Raw genomic sequence first — 20,645 nt, forward strand, 5'->3', positions numbered from 1 at the left:
CCGTAAGCGAGACATGTGGCCGCGACCGAGACCCATCGAGCGATCGAGACCGTTTTCCGGATCGAGCAGGCGCGGCTCATCGCCGGCCTCGCCAGGATGGTGCGCGACGTTGGCCTCGCCGAAGAGCTGGCACAGGAAGCACTGGTCACGGCACTGGCCGAATGGCCGAAGACCGGAGTTCCTGCCAATCCCGGCGCATGGTTGATGGCTGCGGCCAAACGCCGGGCCATCGACGGCTTTCGCCGCGACAAGATGCTGGCGCGCAAGCACGCCGAGATCGGCCGCGATCTCGAAGATGACCGCGACAGCCACGTCGCCGCTCTCGAAGCGTCCCTCGACGACGACCTCGGCGACGAGCTGCTCGGCCTGATCTTTACCGCATGTCATCCGGTGCTGTCCGCCGACGCACGGGTCGCACTGACGCTACGCCTGATCGGCGGGCTGACGACGGAGGAGATCGCCCGCGCCTTCCTCGTCGGCGAGACCACGATCGCCCAGCGCATCGTCCGCGCCAAGAAGGCCCTCGGCACCGCCCGCCCGACCTTCGCGGTGCCGACCGGAGATGAACGCAACAGCCGCCTCGCCTCGGTGATGGAGGTGATCTACCTGATCTTCAACGAAGGCTATGCGGCAACCTCCGGGGAGGACCTGATCCGCCCCACCCTGTGCGCCGAAGCCCAGCGGCTCGGCCGCATTCTCGCCGGCCTGATACCTGAGGAGCCGGAGGTGTTCGGCCTGCTCGCCCTGATGGAAATCCAGGCGTCCCGCCTTGCGGCGCGCACGGCGCCCGATGGCGCGTTCATTCCGATCACCGAACAGAACCGAGCCCGCTGGGACCGGCTGCTGATCGGCCACGGCCTCGCCGCGCTCGACCGCGCCAGGGCCCTCGGCGGCGCCGGCGGGCCTTATGCGCTGCAGGCCGCGCTCGCCGCCTGCCACGCCCGTGCGCCCCGGTCGGAGGAGACGGACTGGACGGCCATCGCCAGCCTCTACGACACCTTGCGCAAGGTGATGCCGTCCCCCGTGGTCGATCTCAACCGGGCGATCGCGCACAGCATGGCGTTCGGCCCGAACGCCGGGCTCGCCCTGCTCGAGGAGATCAATCAGGTTGCCACGCTTCGCGACTATGCACCGCTGCCAGCGGCGCGTGGTGACATGCTGTTGCGGGCCGGCCGCCTTACCGAGGCAAAACAAGCCTTCGCACAGGCGGCGTCTCTCACCCGCAACGCCCGCGAGCGGGACTTTCTGCTCGCACGCGCGGCGGCCTGCGGCGGCTGATCGCATGCCCCGCCACAGCGCATTGAACTGATCAGCCTTTCGGCCTCGCCGCCCACTCCTGATAGAGGCCAGAATCGCCTGCCGAACGGACCGGCACATGGCGGATCTTCATCGACTGCTCGGCAAACGGTTTCGCCAGATCCGCATAGATCGCCGCCGTGGAGAGGCCGAAAGGCGCGCCATCGTCATTCGAATAGGCGTAGTAGACCTCGCTGATGCCGGCGAGCCGCATTGCCGCCATGCACATCGGACAGGGATGGCCGCTCGCATACACGGCAGCTCCCGACAGGTGCGGCGAGCCGAGCTTGCGGCTCGCCGCGCGCACTGCCACCAACTCCGCATGAGCCGTGGGATCGTTGGTCGCGACCATCTCATTGACCCCGGTCGCAACGACCTCGCCGTTCCTGACGATCACCGCCCCGAACGGCCGGCCGCCAGCCATCATATTGGCGCGCGCGAGCCGGACAGCTTCCTGGAGATAGTGCTCGGTCGTGCTCATGATCGTCTCCTTCGGCGGATTGCAGCCAATCGTGCCCGATCCGCGCATAGCCGGCGCTCGAGACATTCGCAAGCGCTTCAAAGCGATCCTAGATCATCCGTATGAACCGCGACACCGGCTCACTGTCTGCGAGAAGCTGTTCACCGATGACGCGATGCCAATAGGCTTCGGATCCGTGTGCCATCCGCCAGCCATGCAGCCGGCGGGTGAAGAGCTGCAGGTCGTATTCGTCGGTCACGCCGATCGCGCCATGCACCGCGTGGGCGATGGGAGCGACCACCGTCACGGCTTCACTGCCACGGGCCTTGGCCACCGCGGCCGGCAGGCTTGCGGGAATCGTCCGCCCCGCGGAGAACGCACCGGCCGCCGCCATCTGCGCTGCGGCGACATGCTCGGCCATTACCGCAAGCTGGTGCTGGATCGCCTGGAATTTGCCGATTGGCTTGCCGAACTGCACACGGTCATTGCCATATTGCAGCGCCAGCTCGAAGCTGCGCGCCAGCGCTCCGGCGAGCAAGGCTGCGTGCAGCGCCGCACCCCAGGCCGCGAGGCTTCCGGCCGGCGCAGCGCCGGACAGCACGCGGCCGGCACGTCGGGCCACCGCCGCGTTCCAGGTCAGATCCGCCGTCGCGTCATGATGGATCCCGAGGGAGCGGCGCTGCGCCTCAGCGGCGTCCAACAGCAAGAGCTCGCCATCCAGCTCGCCCACCACGTGATCGGCCAGCGCGCCGAAGGGCACGCGTGGCGCCTGCAGGCTGCCGTCCGCCCCGCGCGTCAGGGCCGGCGCGAAGGTGGGCATCCCCTTGGGAACGGTTTCGCCCGCCGGCAGCAGCGTGCGCAGCGCGATCGCCTGGCCGACCGGCAATGGCATCGCATGGGCACCGAGCAGGCGCAGGATCGGTAACGCGACGGCGAGGTCCTGCCCGGCACCGCCGGCGTCTTCGCTGGCCATCAGCTCGAGAAATCCGGAGTCGGTGATCACGTCCCAGAGCAGCGCATGTGCTCCGCCGGATTCGATGACGCGTACCGCGGCTGGCGTGCAGTGATCGCGCAACAGAGCCTCAAACGCTTCGGTGAACATGGTCGATGGCTCTCTGTGGTCAGCGCAGGCCGAGGCCGCGGGCGATCATGCCGCGCAGGACCTCGCGCGTGCCGCCGCGCAATGAATAGGTCGGACAGATCTGGTTGATGTAGGCGCAGGCGCGCAACAATTCGGCATCGATCGGCGCGCCGGGATCCTCCCCCAGCGCGGCCTCGATCGCGGCGGGAATATCCTGCTCGAAGGTGGTGCCGAGGTCCTTGACCAACGCTGCCTCGACCACCGGGCTCTCCCCCGCGGCCAGCAGCGCCGTCACCGACAGCGACAGGCCGCGCAGCACCACAAGGTGCGTGGCGAAGCGGCCCACCGTCGCGGCATGCGCGGCGCCGCCACGCGCGCGCAGCAGCTCGATCCAGCGCTCCAGCAGCACGATGCTGGAATAAATGCGCTCCGGCCCGCTGCGCTCGAATGCGAGCTCCGCCGTCACCTGATGCCAACCGCTGCCCTCCTGGCCGATGAGCGCCTCGTCGCTGAGATGCACGTCATCGAAGAACACCTCGGAGAAATGCGCATCACCGGTCAGGTCGGTGATGGGCCGCACCGTCACCCCCGGCAGCGAGAGGTCGATGATGAATTGCGACAGCCCCTGGTGGCGGTCTTCCGGCTTGCCGGAGGTGCGCACCAGCGCGATCATGTACTGGCACTTGTGGGCGTTGGTGGTCCAGATCTTGCGGCCCGAAAGGCTCCAGCCGCCGTCCGCGCGACGCGTCGCACGGGTGCCCACACCCGCGAGGTCGGAGCCTGCATTGGGCTCGCTCATGCCGATGCAGAAGAATGCCTCGCCGCGGCAGATGCGCGGCAGATAGAACGCGCGCTGCGCGTCACTGCCGAATTTCAGGATCAGCGGACCGCTCTGGCGGTCGGCGATCCAGTGCGCCGACACCGGCGCGCCGGCGCACAGCAACTCCTCCACCAGCACGAAACGCGCGAAGGCATCCATCTCCGCGCCGCCATGGATGCGCGGCAGCGTCACCCCGACCCAGCCACGCGCGGCGAGCTTGCGGCTGAAGTCGGCGTCGAAGCCCATCCATGACCGCGCCCGCCGATCCGCCGGCAGCGACGGCATTTCGGCGGCGAGAAAGGCGCGCACCTCGCTGCGGAAGCGCTCCGCGACAGCGGGAAGGGCGGCTGGCTCGAAACGGTCAAGCAGGGTTGCCATGGTCACAGCCCGATGGTGTAGCCGCCATTGGCGGACAGATGCTGGCCGGTGACGTACGATGCCGCGTCCGAGAGCAGGAAGCAGACAGGACGGGCCACTTCATCAGGCTCGCCCCAGCGGCCGATCGGAATCTGCTGCAGGTAGGCGTCACGAAACTTGTCGCCGCGGATGGTCTCGGTCATCGGCGTCTCGACCACACCAAAGCCCACCGTGTTGACGCGGATGTTGTACTTGGCCCATTCGCGCGCAGCGCACATGGTCAGGCCGAGCACACCGGCCTTGGCGGCGCCGTAGTTGATCTGGCCGATGGTGCCGCGCCGCCCGGCGTCGGACGAGATGTTGACGATCGATCCCGCGACCTTCTCGCCGGCCCGGGCGCGCTCCAGCAGATGGCGAACGAGCGCCTGCAGGAAGTAGAACGAGCCCGACAGGTGCACGTCGATGACCTGCTGCCAGGCTTCGAGCGACATCTTCTCGATCATCGCGGTGCGGGTGATGCCGGCATTGTTGACCAGCGCATTGACGCTGCCGAACGCGGCGATGCCGGTTTCGACCGCCTGTTGCGCCAGTGCGGGATCGGCCACGTTGCCGACCAGCGTAACGCAACGCTCACGACCCAGCGTCTCGCGCAGCGTCGCCAGGGGATCCGGGTTGAGGTCGACGGCAACCACCCGACCACCAAGGCCGGCGACGGCCGTGGCAATGGCACGGCCGATGCCCTGGCCCGCGCCGGTGACGATGACCTGCTTGTTCTCGAGCGAGAAAACGCTGTCCTGCATCTGCTGTCTTCCTGATCGTCAAAACATCTTCCGATCGCGATATGCGGGACGTCAGATCACGCCCGTATCCCGCAGCTCCGCGATGCGGTCGGCCGAAAAACCCAGCCGCTCCGTCAGCACCGCCTCGGTGTGTTCGCCGAGCAGCGGCGCCGAGCGGCCATAGTCGATCGGCGTGCCTGACAAGCGGATCGGGCTCGCCACCGCAGGTGCTTCGACACCCGCGCTGTGCGGCAGCGACAGGCGCATGCCGCGGTGCTGCACCTGCGGGTCCCTGAAGACCTGCTGCATGTTGTAGATCGGGCCGCAGGGCACGTTGGCGGCTTCCATCAGCTCGACCCACTCCTCCATCGGGCGCGCGAGCATCGCCTCGGCGATCTGCGGGATCAGCGTATCACGATGGCGGTTGCGCTGGCCGGGCGTGGCGTAGCGCTCGTCGGTAGCGAGGTCCTCGCGACCGATCAGCTTGCACAACGCGCGGAACTGGCCGTCATTGCCCACCGCAACGATGACGTCGCCCTCCCTGCAGCGAAACACCTGATAGGGGACCATGTTCGAGTGCGCATTGCCCATGCGCTGCGGAATCCGGCCGGAGAGAAAGTAGTTGATGGCCTGGTAGGATGTGATCGCGACCACGCAGTCCAGCAGCGCAAGATCGATATGCTGCCCCTCGCCGCTCACATGCCGGCTCTCCAGCGCCGCCAGGATGGCGGTGGTGGCGTACATGCCGGTCAACAGATCGCTGATGGCGATGCCGACCTTCATCGGCTCGTCGCCGGGCGTGCCCTCGGGCTGGCCGGTCATGCTCATCAGTCCGCCCATGCCCTGAAACACGAAGTCGTAGCCGGGCAACGCGGCGTAAGGGCCGCTCTGGCCAAAGCCGGTGATCGAGCAGTACACCAGCCGCGGATTGACCGCCTTCAGGCTGTCATAGTCGAGGCCATACCGCGCCAAGGTGCCGACCTTGTAGTTCTCCACCACCACGTCCGCCTGCGTCGCCAGTTCGCGGATCAGCGCCTGACCTTCGGGATGGGCGAGATCGACGGTGATCGACTTCTTGCCGCGGTTCGCCGACAGGAAATAGGAGGAGTCCGCCGTCTCGCGGCCGTCGCGATCCTTCAGGAAGGGCGGGCCCCACGCCCGGGTGTCGTCCCCGACGCCGGGCCGCTCGACCTTGATGACCTCCGCGCCCATGTCGGCGAGATTTTGCGTGGCCCAGGGGCCGGCCAGGATGCGGGTGAGATCCAGCACCTTGAGGTGCCCGAGCGCGGTTTTCATTCCTGAGTTGTCTCCGGTTCACCGATGCGGGGGTGCAGCATAGGCGGGGTGACTTGCACCACTCCAATATTGAGTTTTATAAATTCAATACCGATTTGGTATCAAAAATCCTCCCGGGGGCACCGATCGGCGGCCCGGGGGAACCAAGGCCCGCCTCTCCACCGCAACAAGGCAAAGAACGATGAGCGACTTTCTGTCCTACGAGCAGCAGGATCACGTGGTCACGCTGACGATGAATGATCCGAAGCGACGTAACCCGTTGACGGGCAACAGCGCGGTCGACGAATTCGTGGCCGCCCTCGCGCGCATCCATGCCGACAGCAGCGTGCGCGCCGTGATCCTCACTGGTGCCGACCCGGCCTTCTCCGCCGGCGGTGACATCCGCACCATGCAGCAGCAGGCCGCCCCTGAGGTGTCGCCCGGGCGCATCCGCGAGGATTATCGCGGCGGCATCCAGCGCCTGCCACTGGCGCTGTTCAACCTGGAGGTGCCGGTGATCGCCGCGGTGAACGGACCGGCGATCGGCGCCGGACTCGACCTCGCATGCATGTGCGATCTGCGCATCGCGTCCGAGAATGCCAAGTTCGCGGAGAGCTTCGTCAAGCTCGGCATCATCCCCGGCGACGGCGGCGCCTGGCTGCTGCCGCGGGTGATCGGCATGGCCCGTGCGGCAGAGCTGACGTTCACGGCCGAGATGATCGATGCGCAGCGCGCGCTGGAATGGGGGCTGGTCTCGCGTGTGGTGCCGCACGCCTCCCTGATGGACACCGCCCGCGAGCTCGCCGCGCGCATCGTGGTGCACCCGCCGCTGGCGATGCGCATGACCAAGAAGCTGATGCGCGAAGCCATGCACACGCGGCTCGATACGCTGCTGGAGATATCGGCCGCGTTCCAGGCCCTGGCGCACAAGACCGCAGAACATGCGGAAGCGGTGTCCGCTTTTCTGGAAAAGCGCGCGCCGCGCTTCACGGATTGAGGCTCACATGGCGGACCCGACGCGCGCGATGCCGGCAACCGGCGCCCCCGGCGAGATGCTGCGCGGCGGCACGGTGCTCGACCTGCGCCGCATCCGGCAATTCGTCGTGCTGGCTGAGACGCTGAATTTCCGCCGCGCGGCGGAGCGGCTGCACATCGCGCAGCCGCCCCTGTCGGTGTCGATCCAGAAGCTGGAGGCGGAGCTGGGGGCCCGCTTGTTCACCCGGGGGGGCGCGGGCGGCGTCTCGCTCACGCCCAGCGGGCAGGCCGCACTGGTGGAGGCCCGACGTCTCCTGTTTCACAACGAGCAGCTGCTCGCCGCGGTCCAGGCCGCGGCCACGGGCACCGGCGGAGCGCTGCGCATCGGCTTCGTCGGCTCGACCATCCACGGCGTGCTGCAGACAATCGTGCGTCGGTTTCGCGACACCTACCCCGACGTGGAGCTGGTGCTGAAGGAAGCGACCTCGGTGCGTATCGCCGAGCGCGTGGACCGCGGCGAGCTCGACGTCGGACTGGTCCGCACACCACTGATGACGCCGACGCAGGCCCACCTGATGCCGCTGCTGACCGAGCGCTTCGTGGCGGCGCTCCCCCTCGGCAACCCGCTGGCGCACAAGGCCGCGCTCAGGCTGCAGCAGCTCGCGAACGAATCCTTCGTGTTCTACACGCGCGACGACGCCGCGGGACTGCAGGCCATGGCCATGCTAGCGTGTCAGCATGCCGGCTTCCTGCCAAAGGTGACGCAGGAGGCGACGCAGGTGCAGACCATGCTGTCGCTGGTTGAGAGCGGCCTTGGCGTGGCATTGGTGCCGTCGGTGATGCAGCACACGCCCAACCCGCGAGTCGCCTACCGTCCGGTCACCGATATCACGCCGGCCGCCGACGTCGGACTGGCCTTGCTGCTCCCGGAGCTCTCCAGTCCGGCGGCCCGGCACTTTCGTGATGCCGCGCTCGGCTGCTTCGCCGCCGGATGAGCCGGCAAGCGGACGCGCCGCTATTCGACCAGGACACCGTGCTCCTGCAGATGACCGAGCAACCATTGCTCGCCCAGAAACACCTCGGCCTGAAAGCCTGCCTGCCGCGCGCCATCGACGTTGACGGGCATGTCGTCGAAGAAGATCGAACGCGCCGGGTCGATGCCGGCGCGCTCGGCGACGATCTGGAACGAGCGCAGCGACGGCTTTTCATGACCGATGAGGTGGCTGAGATAAGCCTCGTAGCCAGCGAGCTCACCGTTCGACGCCCTCAGGATGAAATCCCAGTGCTCCTGATTGGTGTTGGAAAAGATCACGATGCGATTGTGCCGTGCAAGCCGCCCCAGCAGCGCCAGCATCGACGGGTCCAGGACGAGATGGCAGCACCAGTCGTCGAGGAACACGCTCCACGGAGCATCGTACCCGCCCTCGGCTTTCAGCTGATCGTAGAAGTGCCGGATCGGCGTGCCCGTTCCCCAGCCGCCCTGCCTGAGGCGGGCACTGACCTCCTCCAGACCCCATGAGCGCGAGCAACGCGACGCGAGACGCTCGAACAACATTGCATTGTCGTGCTGGACAATGACGCCGCCGAGGTCGAACACCAGGGCCTGGAAGCGGGCTGACATCCTGTTCTCCCAATAGCGAAAGCTGAGGGATTATCACAGCCAGCGCGTGAAGCCCTGCCGATCTTAATGGTCAGGATTGGATGCCGCGCATCCCGCCACGTCAGCGAGGCCGAAGGCGCTATCGGCCGCCGAAAAAGCCACATGTCGGCAACAACTTGATGACGGCACCGGATAGCCCGCCTCATCCCGTCGACGACAATCGCTGCATGCCCGAGCGGAGCTTCCCGGACGCCTCTACCCATATACCCTCTTCCAAACCTCTCGTGGCCGAAACGCCGGCGCTGCCCCACGGTACGGCCGGCGCAAGCCGATTGTGCTCCGCCGCAGCCTCCGGTTTCGCACAAGGTTCGCATGTTAACGAAACGTTAACGAGTTGCTTGCCTGCCACGGTAGCCATGGTCGAACCGACACCCCGCGAGACAGCGCCTGCGGCGCCATCGACTGACCCACGCACAGCTGTTGCGGCCGGGAACACACATACATCCAAGACGCAAGCCGCTGGCAAGGCGGGCGCCGAGGAACCGTCACGCGCCCCTGCATCGACCATTGATGAGTTGCTGGCCAAGGAGGCGCTGGCGAACCTGAAGCGCTCGCGCGCAACGACACGCAGCGAACCCGTCAAGTTCAGGGCACGCACGCCAATTCCAGCCGCGACGCTCGTGGTCAAGCCTTCGCAACGGCCGCCGTGGCTGACGCCGTTCATCGCGCTCGCAGCGGTCGTGATGATCACCTCCATCTCCTCTGCGGGAGGCATGGCCTACCTGTTCATGCGACCAGTGACGACGGCTGCGACATCAGACACCGAACTCCGCAATCTGCGCGAGACCGTGGCGCAGTTGCGCCGAACCATCGCCACCCTGTCCGGTGATATGGCCGCGAACCGCGCTGCACTTGACGTCGCCAACAAGGCAGTAAGCGACCGCTTCGGCCGTCTCACCCAGAGCGTTGAACGCGTCGAGAGAGATCAGTCCGTATCGGCGACCAGGATCGAACGCATCGCCGAGGAAAAGGCGCAAGTTGCCCGGACGGGCGCAGCCGCGCCGTCTCCCGAAATCACCGGCAGTGTGCAGCCGCAACGACCGAGCAGCACGCGGCGTGACATCGTCGCCGGCTGGCGCGTGCGGCGCGCATTCGATGGCGTCGCAGTCCTCGAGGGGCCGCTGGGAGTGATCGAGGTCATGCGAGGCCAGGAGATCACGAACCTCGGGCGCATCGAGGAAATCAAGCACGACAATGGAAACTGGCAGGTCCTGACCAGCAAGGGGACCATTCTTTCCACGCGCTGACCTTGCTCACACGCACAACCGATCGGATGGCACCGCAATTCAATCGGCATCGATGGCCCACGACTCGCACGCTGGCGCGAACATGCGCCGGCGCACGGCGCGTTGCCCGCACACACTGCGCCCGGCGCGCTCACGATACGCACATCCGCATCGCGCTCGGCTCAGGTGCCCCAAAACGATTCAACATCCGCGCCCGCACACGCGCTTATCCACTCCCCGCCGCGACATGTGGCGCTTTGCCGCGGAACCATATGCAGATGCCGATCGCGATGACGCCACCGCGCCGCAACCGATCATCGGCACAAGCAACCATCTCAAGCCACAACAGTATTTTCAGCGCGGCAACGGCAACGCGACGTCACTGCGACTCCAGCCATGATTGCTGCGAACACCGACCATCATCGGCCGATCGCGTTTTCAACAGCACGCGATGCGCGCGCAACTCGCGGCTCGACGACACAACCAAGATCACTCGCAAAATGCGCGATACGCAGCGATGCAACACCCTTCAGCGTACTGATCCAGCAACAGGAAATGCATTCCCCGAGCGCGATCTCGACCGCTGTTATCGTGCAATTACACCGCAAAAATCAGGGCATCTCGTCATCATGCGATGTTTCAAAATGATACGAAAATTCGCTAGCTGGCTGCACGGCAGGGGATGCACAGTTCCGCTGCTTGACGATCACACGCCGCTTCGACGTAATGGAACCGCTCTACGATTCGAATGCGCACGAGCTGCACCACGATGCGCAAATCGAAATAACCCGCAGGGCATTCTTGATGAAGCGCCCATCATCACGCTTCGTGCCTCGACGATGATCGGTTCATCAAGACTTCACCTTGTTTGCTCAGACAGCGCCTGATGAATCCCGAAGTATCATCACGCGCCCCGGGCAGCGTCATGACGGCGGCCGCGTCATACTCTCGATCGGCCACACCACGCGCGTCGAACAGTTCTTCAGTGAGAACGGGCGCACGTCTTCGGGACTTGCTTTGTATCGCGTTAGTACCTGTTGAGTTGCGTAACCAAAATGGAGCGAGTGGGCCTGCTTCGCCTCCAGAACAACCATTTGGGCAAACAGGGGCATCTACATGTTCATCGTCATCGATGATCGGGAGACCGTAACACGGGGTTACGCAGCGGGATTTGACCGGGAAGGCGTCGTATCGGTCGGCTTCTCGTCGAAGGATTTTCGCGAATGGCTGGAATCGGCGGTTGGCCATGACGTGATGGCGATCGGGGCGTTCATTCTGGGCGACTGCTCGGACCGAACCAGCATACCCAAGACCATTCGCAACAAGTCCCACGCGCCGATCATCGCCCTGACCAACCTAAAGCAGCTCACCGCAACGATCGAGCTGTTCGAGGCCGGCGTCGACGATGTCGTCCATGTGCCGATCCATGTTCGCGAGATCCTCGTCCGCACCGCCGTCATTCGCCGGCGCAGGTCCGAGCAGTCCGCAGGAACGCCGACCAACCTGATCAAGGTTTTCCTCGATGGTCGCGACCCGGAAATCGGCGGCAGGACGCTGGCCTTGCCGCGCCGCGAGCTGCGTATTCTCGAGCATCTGGTCGGGCACCAGGGCAAGTGGCTGACCAAGGCGCAGCTTTTCAACGCGACCTATGGTCTGTTCGACTCGAGTTTCGACGAGAACGTGATCGAGGGGCACGTCAGCAAGCTACGCAAGAAGCTGCGCGGCCATCTTGGCTACGATCCCATCGAGTCGAAGCGCTATATGGGTTACCGTCTCGAAGATCTGAAATCGCGTGCTAGCGGCGAATCTGATCCTTCGAAACATAATTGAAGTCCTGGACCAGCACGTCCTGCAACACGTCGGCTTGAAGACGCTTGTTGACGTGCTCCCGGACTGTTCGGGTCAATTGCGCGAGGTCGTAGCGGGATAAATTCCTGAAATCGAGTTTCTCATCGGCGTAGATGTTCCGGAAGGCCTCGTCCACGACGTAGGTTTCCGGTGGCACCGGCTGCTGGCGGACCATGGTTGAATCCGCGGTGAACGCGAACTGCGCCACGATATAACCCTGGACGCTGCCCTCGGCGATCATCGGCACGTTGATGATCCTGGTCTTCTCCGTCACGAGGCCCTCGACATGGGCCAGCTTGGCGCCGGGCCCGCCATGACTGTCCTTCCAGTAGGACAGCGCCATGCCGGCACCGACCGTCACGATACAGGCCCAGACGCCCGCAATCAGCAGCCTGACTATTTGCATCCGCCAGCCTCCATCAGGGAATATGTCCCGTCGGATTCAACCTCCTGGATCGACCGCGCGATGATCGCGGAGACCTCCCGAACGGCGTCGAGATGGATCTGCAGAGCTGCCCGATTGCGCACCAGGCTGGCGCGCAATCCGGAGAGATGCGCCACGACGCGCGGATCGGCCTCGACGCTTTCCGTCAGGCGCATGGCCCGCGTCAGTTCCAGCAGGCCGCGGTTCTTGCGCTGGCTGAAGACGTCGAAATCAACCACCTCGCGCCTGGCGAGCCTGTCGGTTTCCTCATCGATGGTGGCCTTGAGCCGATCGATTGCGCTCAGCGTGTTCGAGTCCGTTCCCAGCCATTGCGCTGGCGCCGGCCGCTCGTCGGCCACGGCCGCCAACGCGGATTGAGGCAATGCCGGCAGACCGGCGCTCGAACCGTGTTCCTCCTGACCGTCGATAATGCCAGCCAGCCGCTCTTCGTTCTGTTTCATCGATACCCTCGTCCTGTCCACGCCCGTCGCTCAACCTTCCTGCGCCGCCGCCGCATCGTCGGAGTAGCGTGATTTCGCCAGTTGCTTGGCAATGCCAACACCATCCCCCTTGGCCATCTCGTTGCCGATCTGCTCGGCCAACATCGATCGCCAGATCGTTCCAGCCGTGCCCTTGCCGAAAACGACGCTCGCATCCTGTGGCAACATCGATTCAACGAAAGTCTGCAGAACGAAGGCTTCGAATTTTCGATAGACCGTCCGGTCAGAAGCCGTGGCGTTGACGACGGTGGCGTGGCCGCTGTCGAGCGGCGTCATGCTGCGCGAGGCATCGGCACGCGGCGGCAGCGCGGCGCCCTGCTCCTGCTTCCCCGCCTCGATCCTGCTATCGACCTCGGCCACGAAGCTGCCGCCCGCTGCCGACTGCAGCCGTTCGAGCTTGGTCGCCGCCAACCGCTGCGACACCGGATCCGCAGCGGCCATGACGTCGACGATCAGGTCCGGCACCGGAGCAACCGTCATGTGGATTCTCCCTCGGTAATCTCAACTCGCGTCATATGTGCGTCCTCGCGCGGCCGCTTCGCCGCGCTATCGATGATGTCGTCGAGCAGGTGCCTGTCAAGCACACGCAGCGCCTCGCGATCTGCCGCCTCCGAGGCGCGCTGCACCTGCTTCAATTTACGTGCTTCGGCCAACGCCCGGGAGGTCAGTCGCTCCTTCGCGCCGGCAAGCGCGCCCTGCTCGACGCTTGCGGTTCTCAGATTGCGGCTGGCGGTCTGCGCCGCCAGCGCCGGCATGCCCTGCCCGTCATTGAAGCTCTCGATGATCCGGCGCTGCCGCTCCTGCAGCTCATGCTCCCTTGCGCTGCATTCCATCAGCTCCCATTGCGCGAGCTGGTGCAGCTTGGCCTGCACAGCCACGATGCGGCGGATCTTGCGGTCCCTCGCCGTCATGGCGCGGTCATCCGGTGAGCCACGACGCAAACGCAATCGTGAACTGAAGCACCATCTCGCGGCAGGTCAGGTAAATCAGCATGAGGCCGCCGAACAGTACGAACGGCAGAGAAATGAAATACACTGGAATGGCGGGCGTCAGCTTGTTGGCGAGACCGATGGCGAAGTTGACGATGACCCCGTAGATGACAAACGGGCTGGCCACCCTCAACGACAGAATGAACGCCTGCGAGAGATGATCGGTGAGCTGCGACAGCGCGGTTTCGCCGCTCAAGCCGACCCCGGGCTGCCACACCCGATAGGAACTGATCAGGCCGCGCAGCAGCTCCCAATGCTGGTCGGTCAGGAACAGCAGGACAACCGCTGGCAGTGTGATCAGCGGCACGACGGCCGGCGTATGTTCGCCGTCGTCGGTCGCCCCGGCGATGCCGCTGAGCCCCATCGTGGAGGCGATTAGCGTCGCCATCGTTTCCAGGGCGAGGAAGAACACCCGCGCGCTCAGGCCGATCAGGAAGCCGATCGCGAGTTCCACTGCGATCGCCCGCACCACGGCTGCCGTCGTCGCCGATTCCACCGCTGGACGGACGATGGCCTCGAGCAGCGGAGCCAGCATCAACGAGACATTGATGGCGAGAAACAGCCTGACCTGGACTGGGATGTTGGACCGCGAAAAGCCCGGCGCGACCATCAGGCAGGTGCCGACGCGGCAGAAGATCAGGAACGTCGCCAGCACAGAGGCAGACAAACCTGCGATCAAGAAATGGCTCCAAGGGACTTCACCTCGATGCCGCGGGCAATTTCGACATGCGACAGCACCGGCAGAGTCGGGAATACCCGCTCGGTGATCATGCGGACATAGGGCCGCACCTCGGGAGGCGCGACCAGGACGACGCTCTCGCCCTGCGCCATCGCCTTGCGCACGGTGGTGGAGACATCGGCAGCGAACTGTTCGACGAGCCGCGGATCGGCGTCGAACTCCACGATCTCCCCCTTGGCGTCGCGCTTGAGGCTCTGGTGGAACGCAAGGTCCCAGCGATTGCCGAGCCGCAGCACCTTCAACACGCCATTGTCGGCGAAATCGCCGCAGATCTGCTGCGCGATGCGCATGCGCACATGCTCGGCGATGTGCTCGGAGCGGCGGACATAGGGCGCGATTTCCGCCACCGCCTCGAGAATGAGATGCAGATTGCGGATCGAAATCCGCTCGGCCAGCAGCAGCTTGAGCACCGCCTGCATCCCCGAATAGGAAATTTGCGACGGGCAGATGTCCTCGATCAGCCGCTTGTATTCCGGGTCGAGCCGATCGAGCAGCGCCCGCATGTCCTTGTAGGACAGCAGCTGCGCCAGATTGCTGCGCACGACCTCGCTGAGATGAGTGAGCAGGACGGACATGTTGTCCGCCACCTTGAAGCCGTCTCTCCTGACCTCCTCCAGGAACGTCTCCGGCACCCACATCGCCTTCATGCCGAAGGCAGGCTCGATGGTCTCGTCACCGGGCACGTCCGGCTTGCGCACGCCGTCGAACAGCACCAGCACCTCGCCGAGGCGCAACTCGTGCTGAGCCACCACGGTGCCATGAATCTTGATGCGGTAGGTCTTTGGTCCGATCGCGAGGTCATCCGCGAGCTTGATCTCGGGAATCACGAACCCGTACTGGGTGGCAAAGCGGCGCCTGATCTTGCCGACGCGATGGCTGAGCTCGCCATGGGCATGCAGCATCTGGATCGCCAGTTGGCTGCCGACGCACAGCTCGATGTCCGCCGTTTTCAGGAATTCTTTGATCGATTCCTTGGAGTCCACCTGCGAGCGCTCGCGCTCCTGCGCGGCGACGGCTTCTTCGTGCTGGCGCCGGGCGGCTTGCCGGCGCGGCAGCGCGTAGCTCATGAAGGCCAGAACTCCGCCCAGGAATGCGAACGGCAACAGTGGCAAGCCCGGCAACAAGCCCAGCACGAACATCATCAGCGCAGCGACGGACTGCGCGCGCGGATAGCCACCGAGCTGCTTGAGCACCGTCTGCTCGGCTGAACCTCGCGTGCCGCCCTTGGACACCAGCAGGCCGGCTGAGAGCGACACGATCAGGGCGGGGATCTGGGACACCAGGCCGTCGCCGACCGAAAGCTTGGTGAAGACGTCAGCCGCGCGCGCCAGCGGCAGGCCATGGTGGGTGACGCCGATGACAATGCCGCCGAAGATATTGATCGCGGTGATGATGAGGCCGGCGATGGCGTCGCCGCGCACGAATTTGGAAGCGCCATCCATGGCGCCGAAGAAGGCGCTCTCCTCTTCCAGCTCCTGGCGCCGGCGCTGCGCCTCCTTGTCGTCGATCAGGCCCGCGGAGAGGTCCGCATCGATAGCCATCTGCTTGCCCGGGATGGCATCGAGCGTGAAGCGGGCACCGACCTCCGCGATTCGGGTCGCGCCCTTGGTGATGACGACGAAGTTCACCGTGACCAGGATGGCGAAGATGATCAGGCCGATGACGAAATCGCCCCCCATCACGAACTTGGAAAAGCCGGCGACGACATAGCCGGCGGCATGCTCGCCCTCAGCGCCGCGCGACAGGATGACGCGCGTCGTCGCCACGTTGAGGGCGAGGCGCAGGATAGTGGCGATCAACAGCACGGTCGGAAACGCCGAAAAATCCAGCGGCCGCTGGATCCACAGCGCGACCATCAGGATCAGGGCCGAGAGGGCGATCGAGAACGCCAGCCCGACGTCGATCAGCACCGCTGGAACCGGCAGGATCAGGATCGTCACGATGGCGACGATGCCCACCGCGAAGGCCACATCGGCGCCAATCCGGCGCTCGTTCGGAAGCGCCCGGATCGAGGTATCGGTCATGGAAAATCCCGCCAAATCGTCACGCCCCCACCTTGCCGCGCCGAGCTTGTGCGAAGGTAGCGGCAGCCATATCCGGCGTTAGAAGCCGTGCTCGATCCGCGAGTAGAGCAGCTCGGTGAAGGCGTAGATGTGCGCCCCCATGAACGATCCGGAGACCGCGGCCACGATCAGCATGACCACGATCTTGGGAATGAAGGTCAAGGTCATCTCCTGGACCTGGGTCAACGCCTGTAGCAACGCGATGGCAACGCCGACGAGCATCGCGGCGCCAACTGCGGGCCCCGAAGCAACGATGACAGTCCAGATCGCCTGCTGGACGATATCGAGAGCATCGCGTTCGTTCATGGCCTGCCGAAAACAGGTACGAATGTTGTCATCTGATTGCTAACTGATGGTGATGCCCGGTCCGAGCTGCACCTCGACGCCATTGTCCAGGCTCGCCACGGCACCGCCCTGGATAATGCGCACCGAATTGATCTTGCCGACGGTCTTCTGACCGTCGGAGCTGGTGAACGTCGCAGTACGGCCGATCAGGCCTTCCGCCTGCGACAGCGCACTGGATGACAGCAGCGAGTCGAGTTTGGTGTTGGTCTGGACCGCCTGCTCGACCGACGACAGCTGAGCGAACTGGCTCATGTACTGCGTCATGTCAGTCGGGTTTGTCGGATCCTGGTTCTTCATCTGCGCGATCAGCAGTTGCAGAAACTGATTGTAGTTTACCGTGGTCGGCGGCGACGCGGATCCGCCATCCTTGCTCGCTGCGGATTTGGCGTTGGTCACGCTATTGACGTTCATGTCGTTCTCCACGCCGTTCAGGCGATTTCAGCGGGCAGTTCGCCGGCCAACTCGGCTGGCTGGATCTGCGGCGCGTCCTTCCCGGCGAGAATCATCTGCTCGACCTCGAACAGAGAACGTATCTTCCGCAGGGCATCATAGTAGCGCCTCGCCTCGACCAGTTCGCCGATCACAGCCAGCCCCCCGATGATATCCGCGTTCCCGGAGGCCTGGCGAAGCGCATTGTGCTGCTCCCAGTAAACTGCCTTGGCATCCGCGACATCCTGCGGATTCATCAGCATGAGCTGGACCACGAAGTACAGCTGGCGCAGAGGCGTCGTCGCGTCGGCCACCTGCATGACCTGGTTTTCCAGCAGGAAAGTTACGTCATTGACCAGTTCGAGGGTTACCTTGCGGTCGACCCGCAACACTGCGCCATTCACATAGATCTTCTCGCCGCTGCGCAGCGAGATGCACATCGGTTTCTTCATGCCAACGCGTCTCGGATGATGATGTTAATTCCCAGCAACTCGGCGACGTCGGTGGATTTTTCCTGCCGAACCCGATCCGCCTCCTTGATGACCCATAGGCCGATGGAGATGAGATCGGCGCGCAGCTTCTCCGACAGTCCATTGCGCTCACTGGAGAGATCCTGCACGAAGAACGTCCACAACCGGCGAACGAACAGCAGGGCTTCCGTATCCTCGGGCGGCGCAAGCTGTCCGCTCTGCAATTGCCGCAACAGGTTGATCCCGTGGTTCAGGGCCTCACGCTCGCGACCGCGTGCTTCCTGGCCACCGTCCTCGATCACCGCATCGTAACTGGATAATGTCATGTCATGTGCAGCCGGCTACTGATCGACGAGTCCCCGATCAGAGGTAATTCAGAATGCTGAGCTTCTGGATCCGGGTCGTCAGCGCCAGTGACATCTCGACCTGGTTGCGCAGGCTGGTGACGCGGACAGATGCTTCCGCCGGGTCGACCTGTTCCATTGCCGTCACCTGCTTGGTGAGGAGGTCGACCTGCACCTTGAGACGGTCGGTGGCGTTGGTGGTCTGCTCCTGCGCCGTTCCGACCGTGGCGCCGACGCCGGCGAGATCGTTGATGGCCTCACCGACGACCTTCGTCGCCGTGTCGATGACTGTCTGGAACGCCGCCTGGTTGAGATTTTGCGTTCCGAGGTCGCTCAGCATCGTATAGGCCATGGCCAGCTTGCGGAACGCAGGTTGATTGGCACTCACCGAGGAGTTGATGGTTTCCGTGGTCGAGATGCGGCTGCGCATCACCTGGTCTGACGCCGTCGACCAGTTGGTACCCCAGGCCGGATCGGCAAACTGCGCCTTGAACGTAGTGTCCAGGAAGTTCTGCATCGCGGAGGCACTGATGCCGGAGACCGCCGGCGAGTTCTGGGCAACACCAAAATTGGCCAGGAACGCCGCATCGACGGCGTTCTTGCTGGCCGAGCCGGCGGCATAGTTCGCCACCGGCTGGTTCCCGGTATTGATGCCGCCGAACAGATACTGGCCATCCATGGTGACGTTTAACGTCGAGATCAGGCTGCCGAGATTGGCCGTCGCCGACTGGACGATGATGTTGCCACCATTCGCCGAATTGCGAGCCGCCAGGAGATCCTTCTGGAAGGCCTGGGCCGTGTTGATGAGGTCGCCGATCCGGTGCTGGGCCACATCGAGGCGCCCGGCCACCAGCGCGTTGGTGTCCACCATCTTGTCGGCGTCCTGCAGTTCGGCCCGCAGCGTGACGTCACGGCCGGTCAGAGCACCGAGATCGAGCCCGATATCCGCGAAGCGGCCGTTGGTCGCCTCCTGCGTCGCCTTGGACAGCGCGGCCTGGCTCTTCATGGTGGCAAGGCGTAGGGTTGTCGAGATCGAATTCGTGGAAATGAACGTGGTCGCCATCGCGTTACCTCACCGTCGCAAGAAGATCTTTCAGCATCGCATCGACCGTGGAGATCAGCTTCGACGAAGCTGAAAACGTCCGTTCGATCTGCAGCATGAATGACATTTCGTCGTCCATGTTGACGCCGCTGACGTTCGAAAGCGCTTCCGCGCTTCGCTCGAGCAGCGTCTGGCTGTACTTAGCCTCATCGCTGGTATTCTTGCGCGTGGCCTCCAGCCAGCTCACCGATGACCCGGCGAAATCCACCAGATTGGCATTCGGTTTCGCCAGCGCCGCCGGGTCGAACGGGCGATTGGTCGCCATACGGTCCACCATCTGCTGCAGCCGCGCCGAGAACCCGGCGGCGCCGGTGGTGTTGTAGCGATAGGCCGGGTTGCCCGAGATGGCGCCGTCGCGAACCAGGTTCGGGTTGCCGCCCGCGCCCTGGTCGACCGACGGATTGACGAATATCGTGCCGGCGAGCCCGGGGGAGATCACGCCCGACGGCGGAATCGCCGGCGCCCCCGGATAGGTGAAGAGGCCAGGGACATCCGGCAGTCCCGCGCCGCTCTGATCGCTCTCTGCGAACGTCTCGACCAGCCCGCGCGCCACCTCGTCGAGCTGCTTCTGGTAGGTCACCGTCGTATCGTCGCGCAGCGACGACAGCCCCGCGAGATTGCCACCGTGGATCGGCATCACCGCAGACGCGCCGGTCACCGGCACGCCATCGATGTAGACCGCATTCCCCGCGGTGCCCGACGTGAAGGCATTTGTGCGGTTGAAGCTCACGGAACGGGCGCTTGTCTCGAACAATGTGACGCCGGAATCGGTATAAATCACCGTGTCGTTGTTGGCGCGGGTGGCGACGGTGATGCCGACCTCCTGCGACAGTTTCGACAGGATGCTGTCGCGCTGGTCGAGATAGTCCGTGATATCGCTGCCGCTGATCGTGCCCTTGACGATCGATGTGTTCACCGTCTCGAACTGCCCGAGCAGTTGGTTGATGGTCGAGACCGACGTCGCCATATCGGCATCGGCGTCAGCTCGCACCGACTGGACGGTCTTGGTCGCATTGTTGAGCGAAGCCGCGACGCCCTTGGCCGCCGTCACCGCCGCTTGCGCCATTGTTGTGTTGTCCGGCGCAGTAGCGTATTGCTGCAGCGCGCTCTTCAGCTTGGCGAGCTGCGCCGCCGGCGACTGATCTTGCTGCGGATCGTCGACCGTTGTCGCGGCGATCTTCTGCAGACCATTGTACAGCGCGTCCTGCTTGGCCGAGGCGGAGGCCGATTTCAGCACATTGTAGAACAGCCCCGTACTGGTGGCGCGCTGGATGCCGGCGACATAGACGCCGTTTCCGGGCAGGGTCGCCACCAGCACGTTCTTGCGCGAGTAGCCATCCTGCTGAGCGCCCCCGATATTGCGCGACACGACCGACGCCTGCGTGCCGGCCGTCATGAGCGACGTACGAGCTGAATTGAGTGCGACCGTAAGTGACATGAGATGCCCCGGCTCGATGATAAGC

The 20,645-nt window shown here is 64.6% G+C and carries 24 protein-coding genes; 6 read left to right on the forward strand and 18 right to left on the reverse strand.

Annotated elements, in window-relative coordinates:
• The first annotated feature begins 15 nt into the window (after nucleotides 1–15).
• Nucleotides 16–1,278 (forward strand): RNA polymerase sigma factor, encoded by a 1,263-nt coding sequence (locus AB4Z37_RS03990; protein WP_441515389.1) that lies wholly within the window; start codon nucleotides 16–18, stop codon nucleotides 1,276–1,278.
• Nucleotides 1,279–1,309: 31 nt separating this feature from the next.
• Here AB4Z37_RS03990 and AB4Z37_RS03995 read toward each other — a convergent pair whose 3' ends face one another.
• The 5 genes from AB4Z37_RS03995 to AB4Z37_RS04015 all read right to left on the reverse strand — a co-directional run bounded on the left by AB4Z37_RS03995 (nucleotide 1,310) and on the right by AB4Z37_RS04015 (nucleotide 6,089).
• Nucleotides 1,310–1,777: a nucleoside deaminase gene (locus AB4Z37_RS03995; RefSeq protein WP_441515390.1), complete on the reverse strand. Its 468-nt coding sequence runs from the start codon at nucleotides 1,775–1,777 to the stop codon at nucleotides 1,310–1,312.
• 88 nt (nucleotides 1,778–1,865) lie between these two features.
• Nucleotides 1,866–2,858, reverse strand: a complete 993-nt coding sequence (locus AB4Z37_RS04000; RefSeq protein WP_441515391.1) for an acyl-CoA dehydrogenase family protein — start codon at nucleotides 2,856–2,858, stop codon at nucleotides 1,866–1,868.
• Nucleotides 2,859–2,877: 19 nt separating this feature from the next.
• The gene (locus AB4Z37_RS04005) at nucleotides 2,878–4,035 is read right to left on the reverse strand and encodes an acyl-CoA dehydrogenase family protein (RefSeq protein WP_441515392.1); all 1,158 of its coding nucleotides are present in this window, start codon (nucleotides 4,033–4,035) and stop codon (nucleotides 2,878–2,880) included.
• A 2-nt stretch (nucleotides 4,036–4,037) separates the two neighbouring features.
• Nucleotides 4,038–4,814, reverse strand: coding sequence for an SDR family NAD(P)-dependent oxidoreductase (locus AB4Z37_RS04010; RefSeq protein WP_441515393.1), 777 nt, complete (start codon nucleotides 4,812–4,814; stop codon nucleotides 4,038–4,040).
• Between the two features lie 51 nt (nucleotides 4,815–4,865).
• Entirely contained in the window at nucleotides 4,866–6,089 is a 1,224-nt protein-coding gene (locus tag AB4Z37_RS04015) for a CaiB/BaiF CoA transferase family protein (RefSeq protein ID WP_441515394.1), read from the reverse strand.
• Nucleotides 6,090–6,270: 181 nt separating this feature from the next.
• Here AB4Z37_RS04015 and AB4Z37_RS04020 point away from each other — a divergent pair, with 181 nt between their 5' ends.
• Together AB4Z37_RS04020 and AB4Z37_RS04025 are read left to right on the forward strand one after the other, a co-directional pair.
• On the forward strand, nucleotides 6,271–7,065 hold the full coding sequence (locus tag AB4Z37_RS04020) for a crotonase/enoyl-CoA hydratase family protein (protein WP_441515395.1): 795 nt from the start codon (nucleotides 6,271–6,273) through the stop codon (nucleotides 7,063–7,065).
• Nucleotides 7,066–7,072: 7 nt separating this feature from the next.
• On the forward strand, nucleotides 7,073–8,038 hold the full coding sequence (locus tag AB4Z37_RS04025; protein WP_441515396.1) for a LysR family transcriptional regulator: 966 nt from the start codon (nucleotides 7,073–7,075) through the stop codon (nucleotides 8,036–8,038).
• Between the two features lie 20 nt (nucleotides 8,039–8,058).
• Here AB4Z37_RS04025 and AB4Z37_RS04030 read toward each other — a convergent pair whose 3' ends face one another.
• On the reverse strand, nucleotides 8,059–8,664 hold the full coding sequence (locus AB4Z37_RS04030) for an HAD family hydrolase (RefSeq protein ID WP_441515397.1): 606 nt from the start codon (nucleotides 8,662–8,664) through the stop codon (nucleotides 8,059–8,061).
• 554 nt (nucleotides 8,665–9,218) lie between these two features.
• On the opposite strand from AB4Z37_RS04030, the gene AB4Z37_RS04035 reads away from it, so the two are divergent.
• The 3 genes from AB4Z37_RS04035 to AB4Z37_RS04045 all read left to right on the forward strand — a co-directional run bounded on the left by AB4Z37_RS04035 (nucleotide 9,219) and on the right by AB4Z37_RS04045 (nucleotide 11,759).
• Entirely contained in the window at nucleotides 9,219–9,950 is a 732-nt protein-coding gene (locus tag AB4Z37_RS04035) for a hypothetical protein (protein ID WP_441515398.1), read from the forward strand.
• A 257-nt stretch (nucleotides 9,951–10,207) separates the two neighbouring features.
• Entirely contained in the window at nucleotides 10,208–10,816 is a 609-nt protein-coding gene (locus AB4Z37_RS04040; protein WP_441515399.1) for a hypothetical protein, read from the forward strand.
• Between the two features lie 229 nt (nucleotides 10,817–11,045).
• On the forward strand, nucleotides 11,046–11,759 hold the full coding sequence (locus AB4Z37_RS04045; protein ID WP_441515400.1) for a response regulator transcription factor: 714 nt from the start codon (nucleotides 11,046–11,048) through the stop codon (nucleotides 11,757–11,759).
• On the opposite strand, the gene AB4Z37_RS04050 is transcribed toward AB4Z37_RS04045, so the two are convergent.
• The 12 genes from AB4Z37_RS04050 to flgK all read right to left on the reverse strand — a co-directional run bounded on the left by AB4Z37_RS04050 (nucleotide 11,725) and on the right by flgK (nucleotide 20,620).
• Entirely contained in the window at nucleotides 11,725–12,183 is a 459-nt protein-coding gene (locus AB4Z37_RS04050; RefSeq protein ID WP_441515401.1) for a hypothetical protein, read from the reverse strand. The two genes, AB4Z37_RS04045 and AB4Z37_RS04050, sit on opposite strands and share 35 nt — an antisense overlap.
• On the reverse strand, nucleotides 12,174–12,662 hold the full coding sequence (locus tag AB4Z37_RS04055) for a hypothetical protein (protein ID WP_441515402.1): 489 nt from the start codon (nucleotides 12,660–12,662) through the stop codon (nucleotides 12,174–12,176). Before AB4Z37_RS04055 ends, AB4Z37_RS04050 begins: the two co-directional genes overlap by 10 nt.
• A 30-nt stretch (nucleotides 12,663–12,692) precedes the next feature.
• On the reverse strand, nucleotides 12,693–13,166 hold the full coding sequence (locus AB4Z37_RS04060) for a rod-binding protein (RefSeq protein ID WP_441515403.1): 474 nt from the start codon (nucleotides 13,164–13,166) through the stop codon (nucleotides 12,693–12,695).
• Nucleotides 13,167–13,177: 11 nt separating this feature from the next.
• A complete protein-coding gene (locus AB4Z37_RS04065; protein ID WP_441515404.1) occupies nucleotides 13,178–13,612 on the reverse strand; it encodes a hypothetical protein in 435 nt (144 codons plus the stop codon).
• A gap of 7 nt (nucleotides 13,613–13,619) precedes the next feature.
• Complete coding sequence (gene fliR / locus AB4Z37_RS04070; RefSeq protein WP_441515405.1) at nucleotides 13,620–14,369, reverse strand: flagellar biosynthesis protein FliR; 750 nt, start codon at nucleotides 14,367–14,369, stop codon at nucleotides 13,620–13,622.
• Entirely contained in the window at nucleotides 14,366–16,453 is a 2,088-nt protein-coding gene (flhA, locus tag AB4Z37_RS04075) for a flagellar biosynthesis protein FlhA (RefSeq protein ID WP_441515406.1), read from the reverse strand. Before flhA ends, fliR begins: the two co-directional genes overlap by 4 nt.
• 78 nt (nucleotides 16,454–16,531) lie before the next feature.
• Nucleotides 16,532–16,798: a flagellar biosynthesis protein FliQ gene (fliQ, locus tag AB4Z37_RS04080; protein ID WP_441515407.1), complete on the reverse strand. Its 267-nt coding sequence runs from the start codon at nucleotides 16,796–16,798 to the stop codon at nucleotides 16,532–16,534.
• Nucleotides 16,799–16,837: 39 nt separating this feature from the next.
• A complete protein-coding gene (gene flgD / locus AB4Z37_RS04085; RefSeq protein ID WP_441515408.1) occupies nucleotides 16,838–17,248 on the reverse strand; it encodes a flagellar hook assembly protein FlgD in 411 nt (136 codons plus the stop codon).
• Nucleotides 17,249–17,265: 17 nt separating this feature from the next.
• Entirely contained in the window at nucleotides 17,266–17,706 is a 441-nt protein-coding gene (gene flbT, locus AB4Z37_RS04090; RefSeq protein ID WP_441515767.1) for a flagellar biosynthesis repressor FlbT, read from the reverse strand.
• An 8-nt stretch (nucleotides 17,707–17,714) separates the two neighbouring features.
• A complete protein-coding gene (flaF, locus tag AB4Z37_RS04095) occupies nucleotides 17,715–18,062 on the reverse strand; it encodes a flagellar biosynthesis regulator FlaF (RefSeq protein ID WP_441515409.1) in 348 nt (115 codons plus the stop codon).
• A gap of 37 nt (nucleotides 18,063–18,099) precedes the next feature.
• Nucleotides 18,100–19,143: a flagellar hook-associated family protein gene (locus tag AB4Z37_RS04100; protein WP_441515410.1), complete on the reverse strand. Its 1,044-nt coding sequence runs from the start codon at nucleotides 19,141–19,143 to the stop codon at nucleotides 18,100–18,102.
• 4 nt (nucleotides 19,144–19,147) lie between these two features.
• Nucleotides 19,148–20,620, reverse strand: coding sequence for a flagellar hook-associated protein FlgK (flgK, locus tag AB4Z37_RS04105; protein WP_441515411.1), 1,473 nt, complete (start codon nucleotides 20,618–20,620; stop codon nucleotides 19,148–19,150).
• Between the last annotated feature and the right edge of the window lie 25 nt (nucleotides 20,621–20,645).

Source organism: Bradyrhizobium sp. 2TAF24 (genome assembly GCF_052115025.1).
GTDB lineage: Bacteria > Pseudomonadota > Alphaproteobacteria > Rhizobiales > Xanthobacteraceae > Bradyrhizobium_A.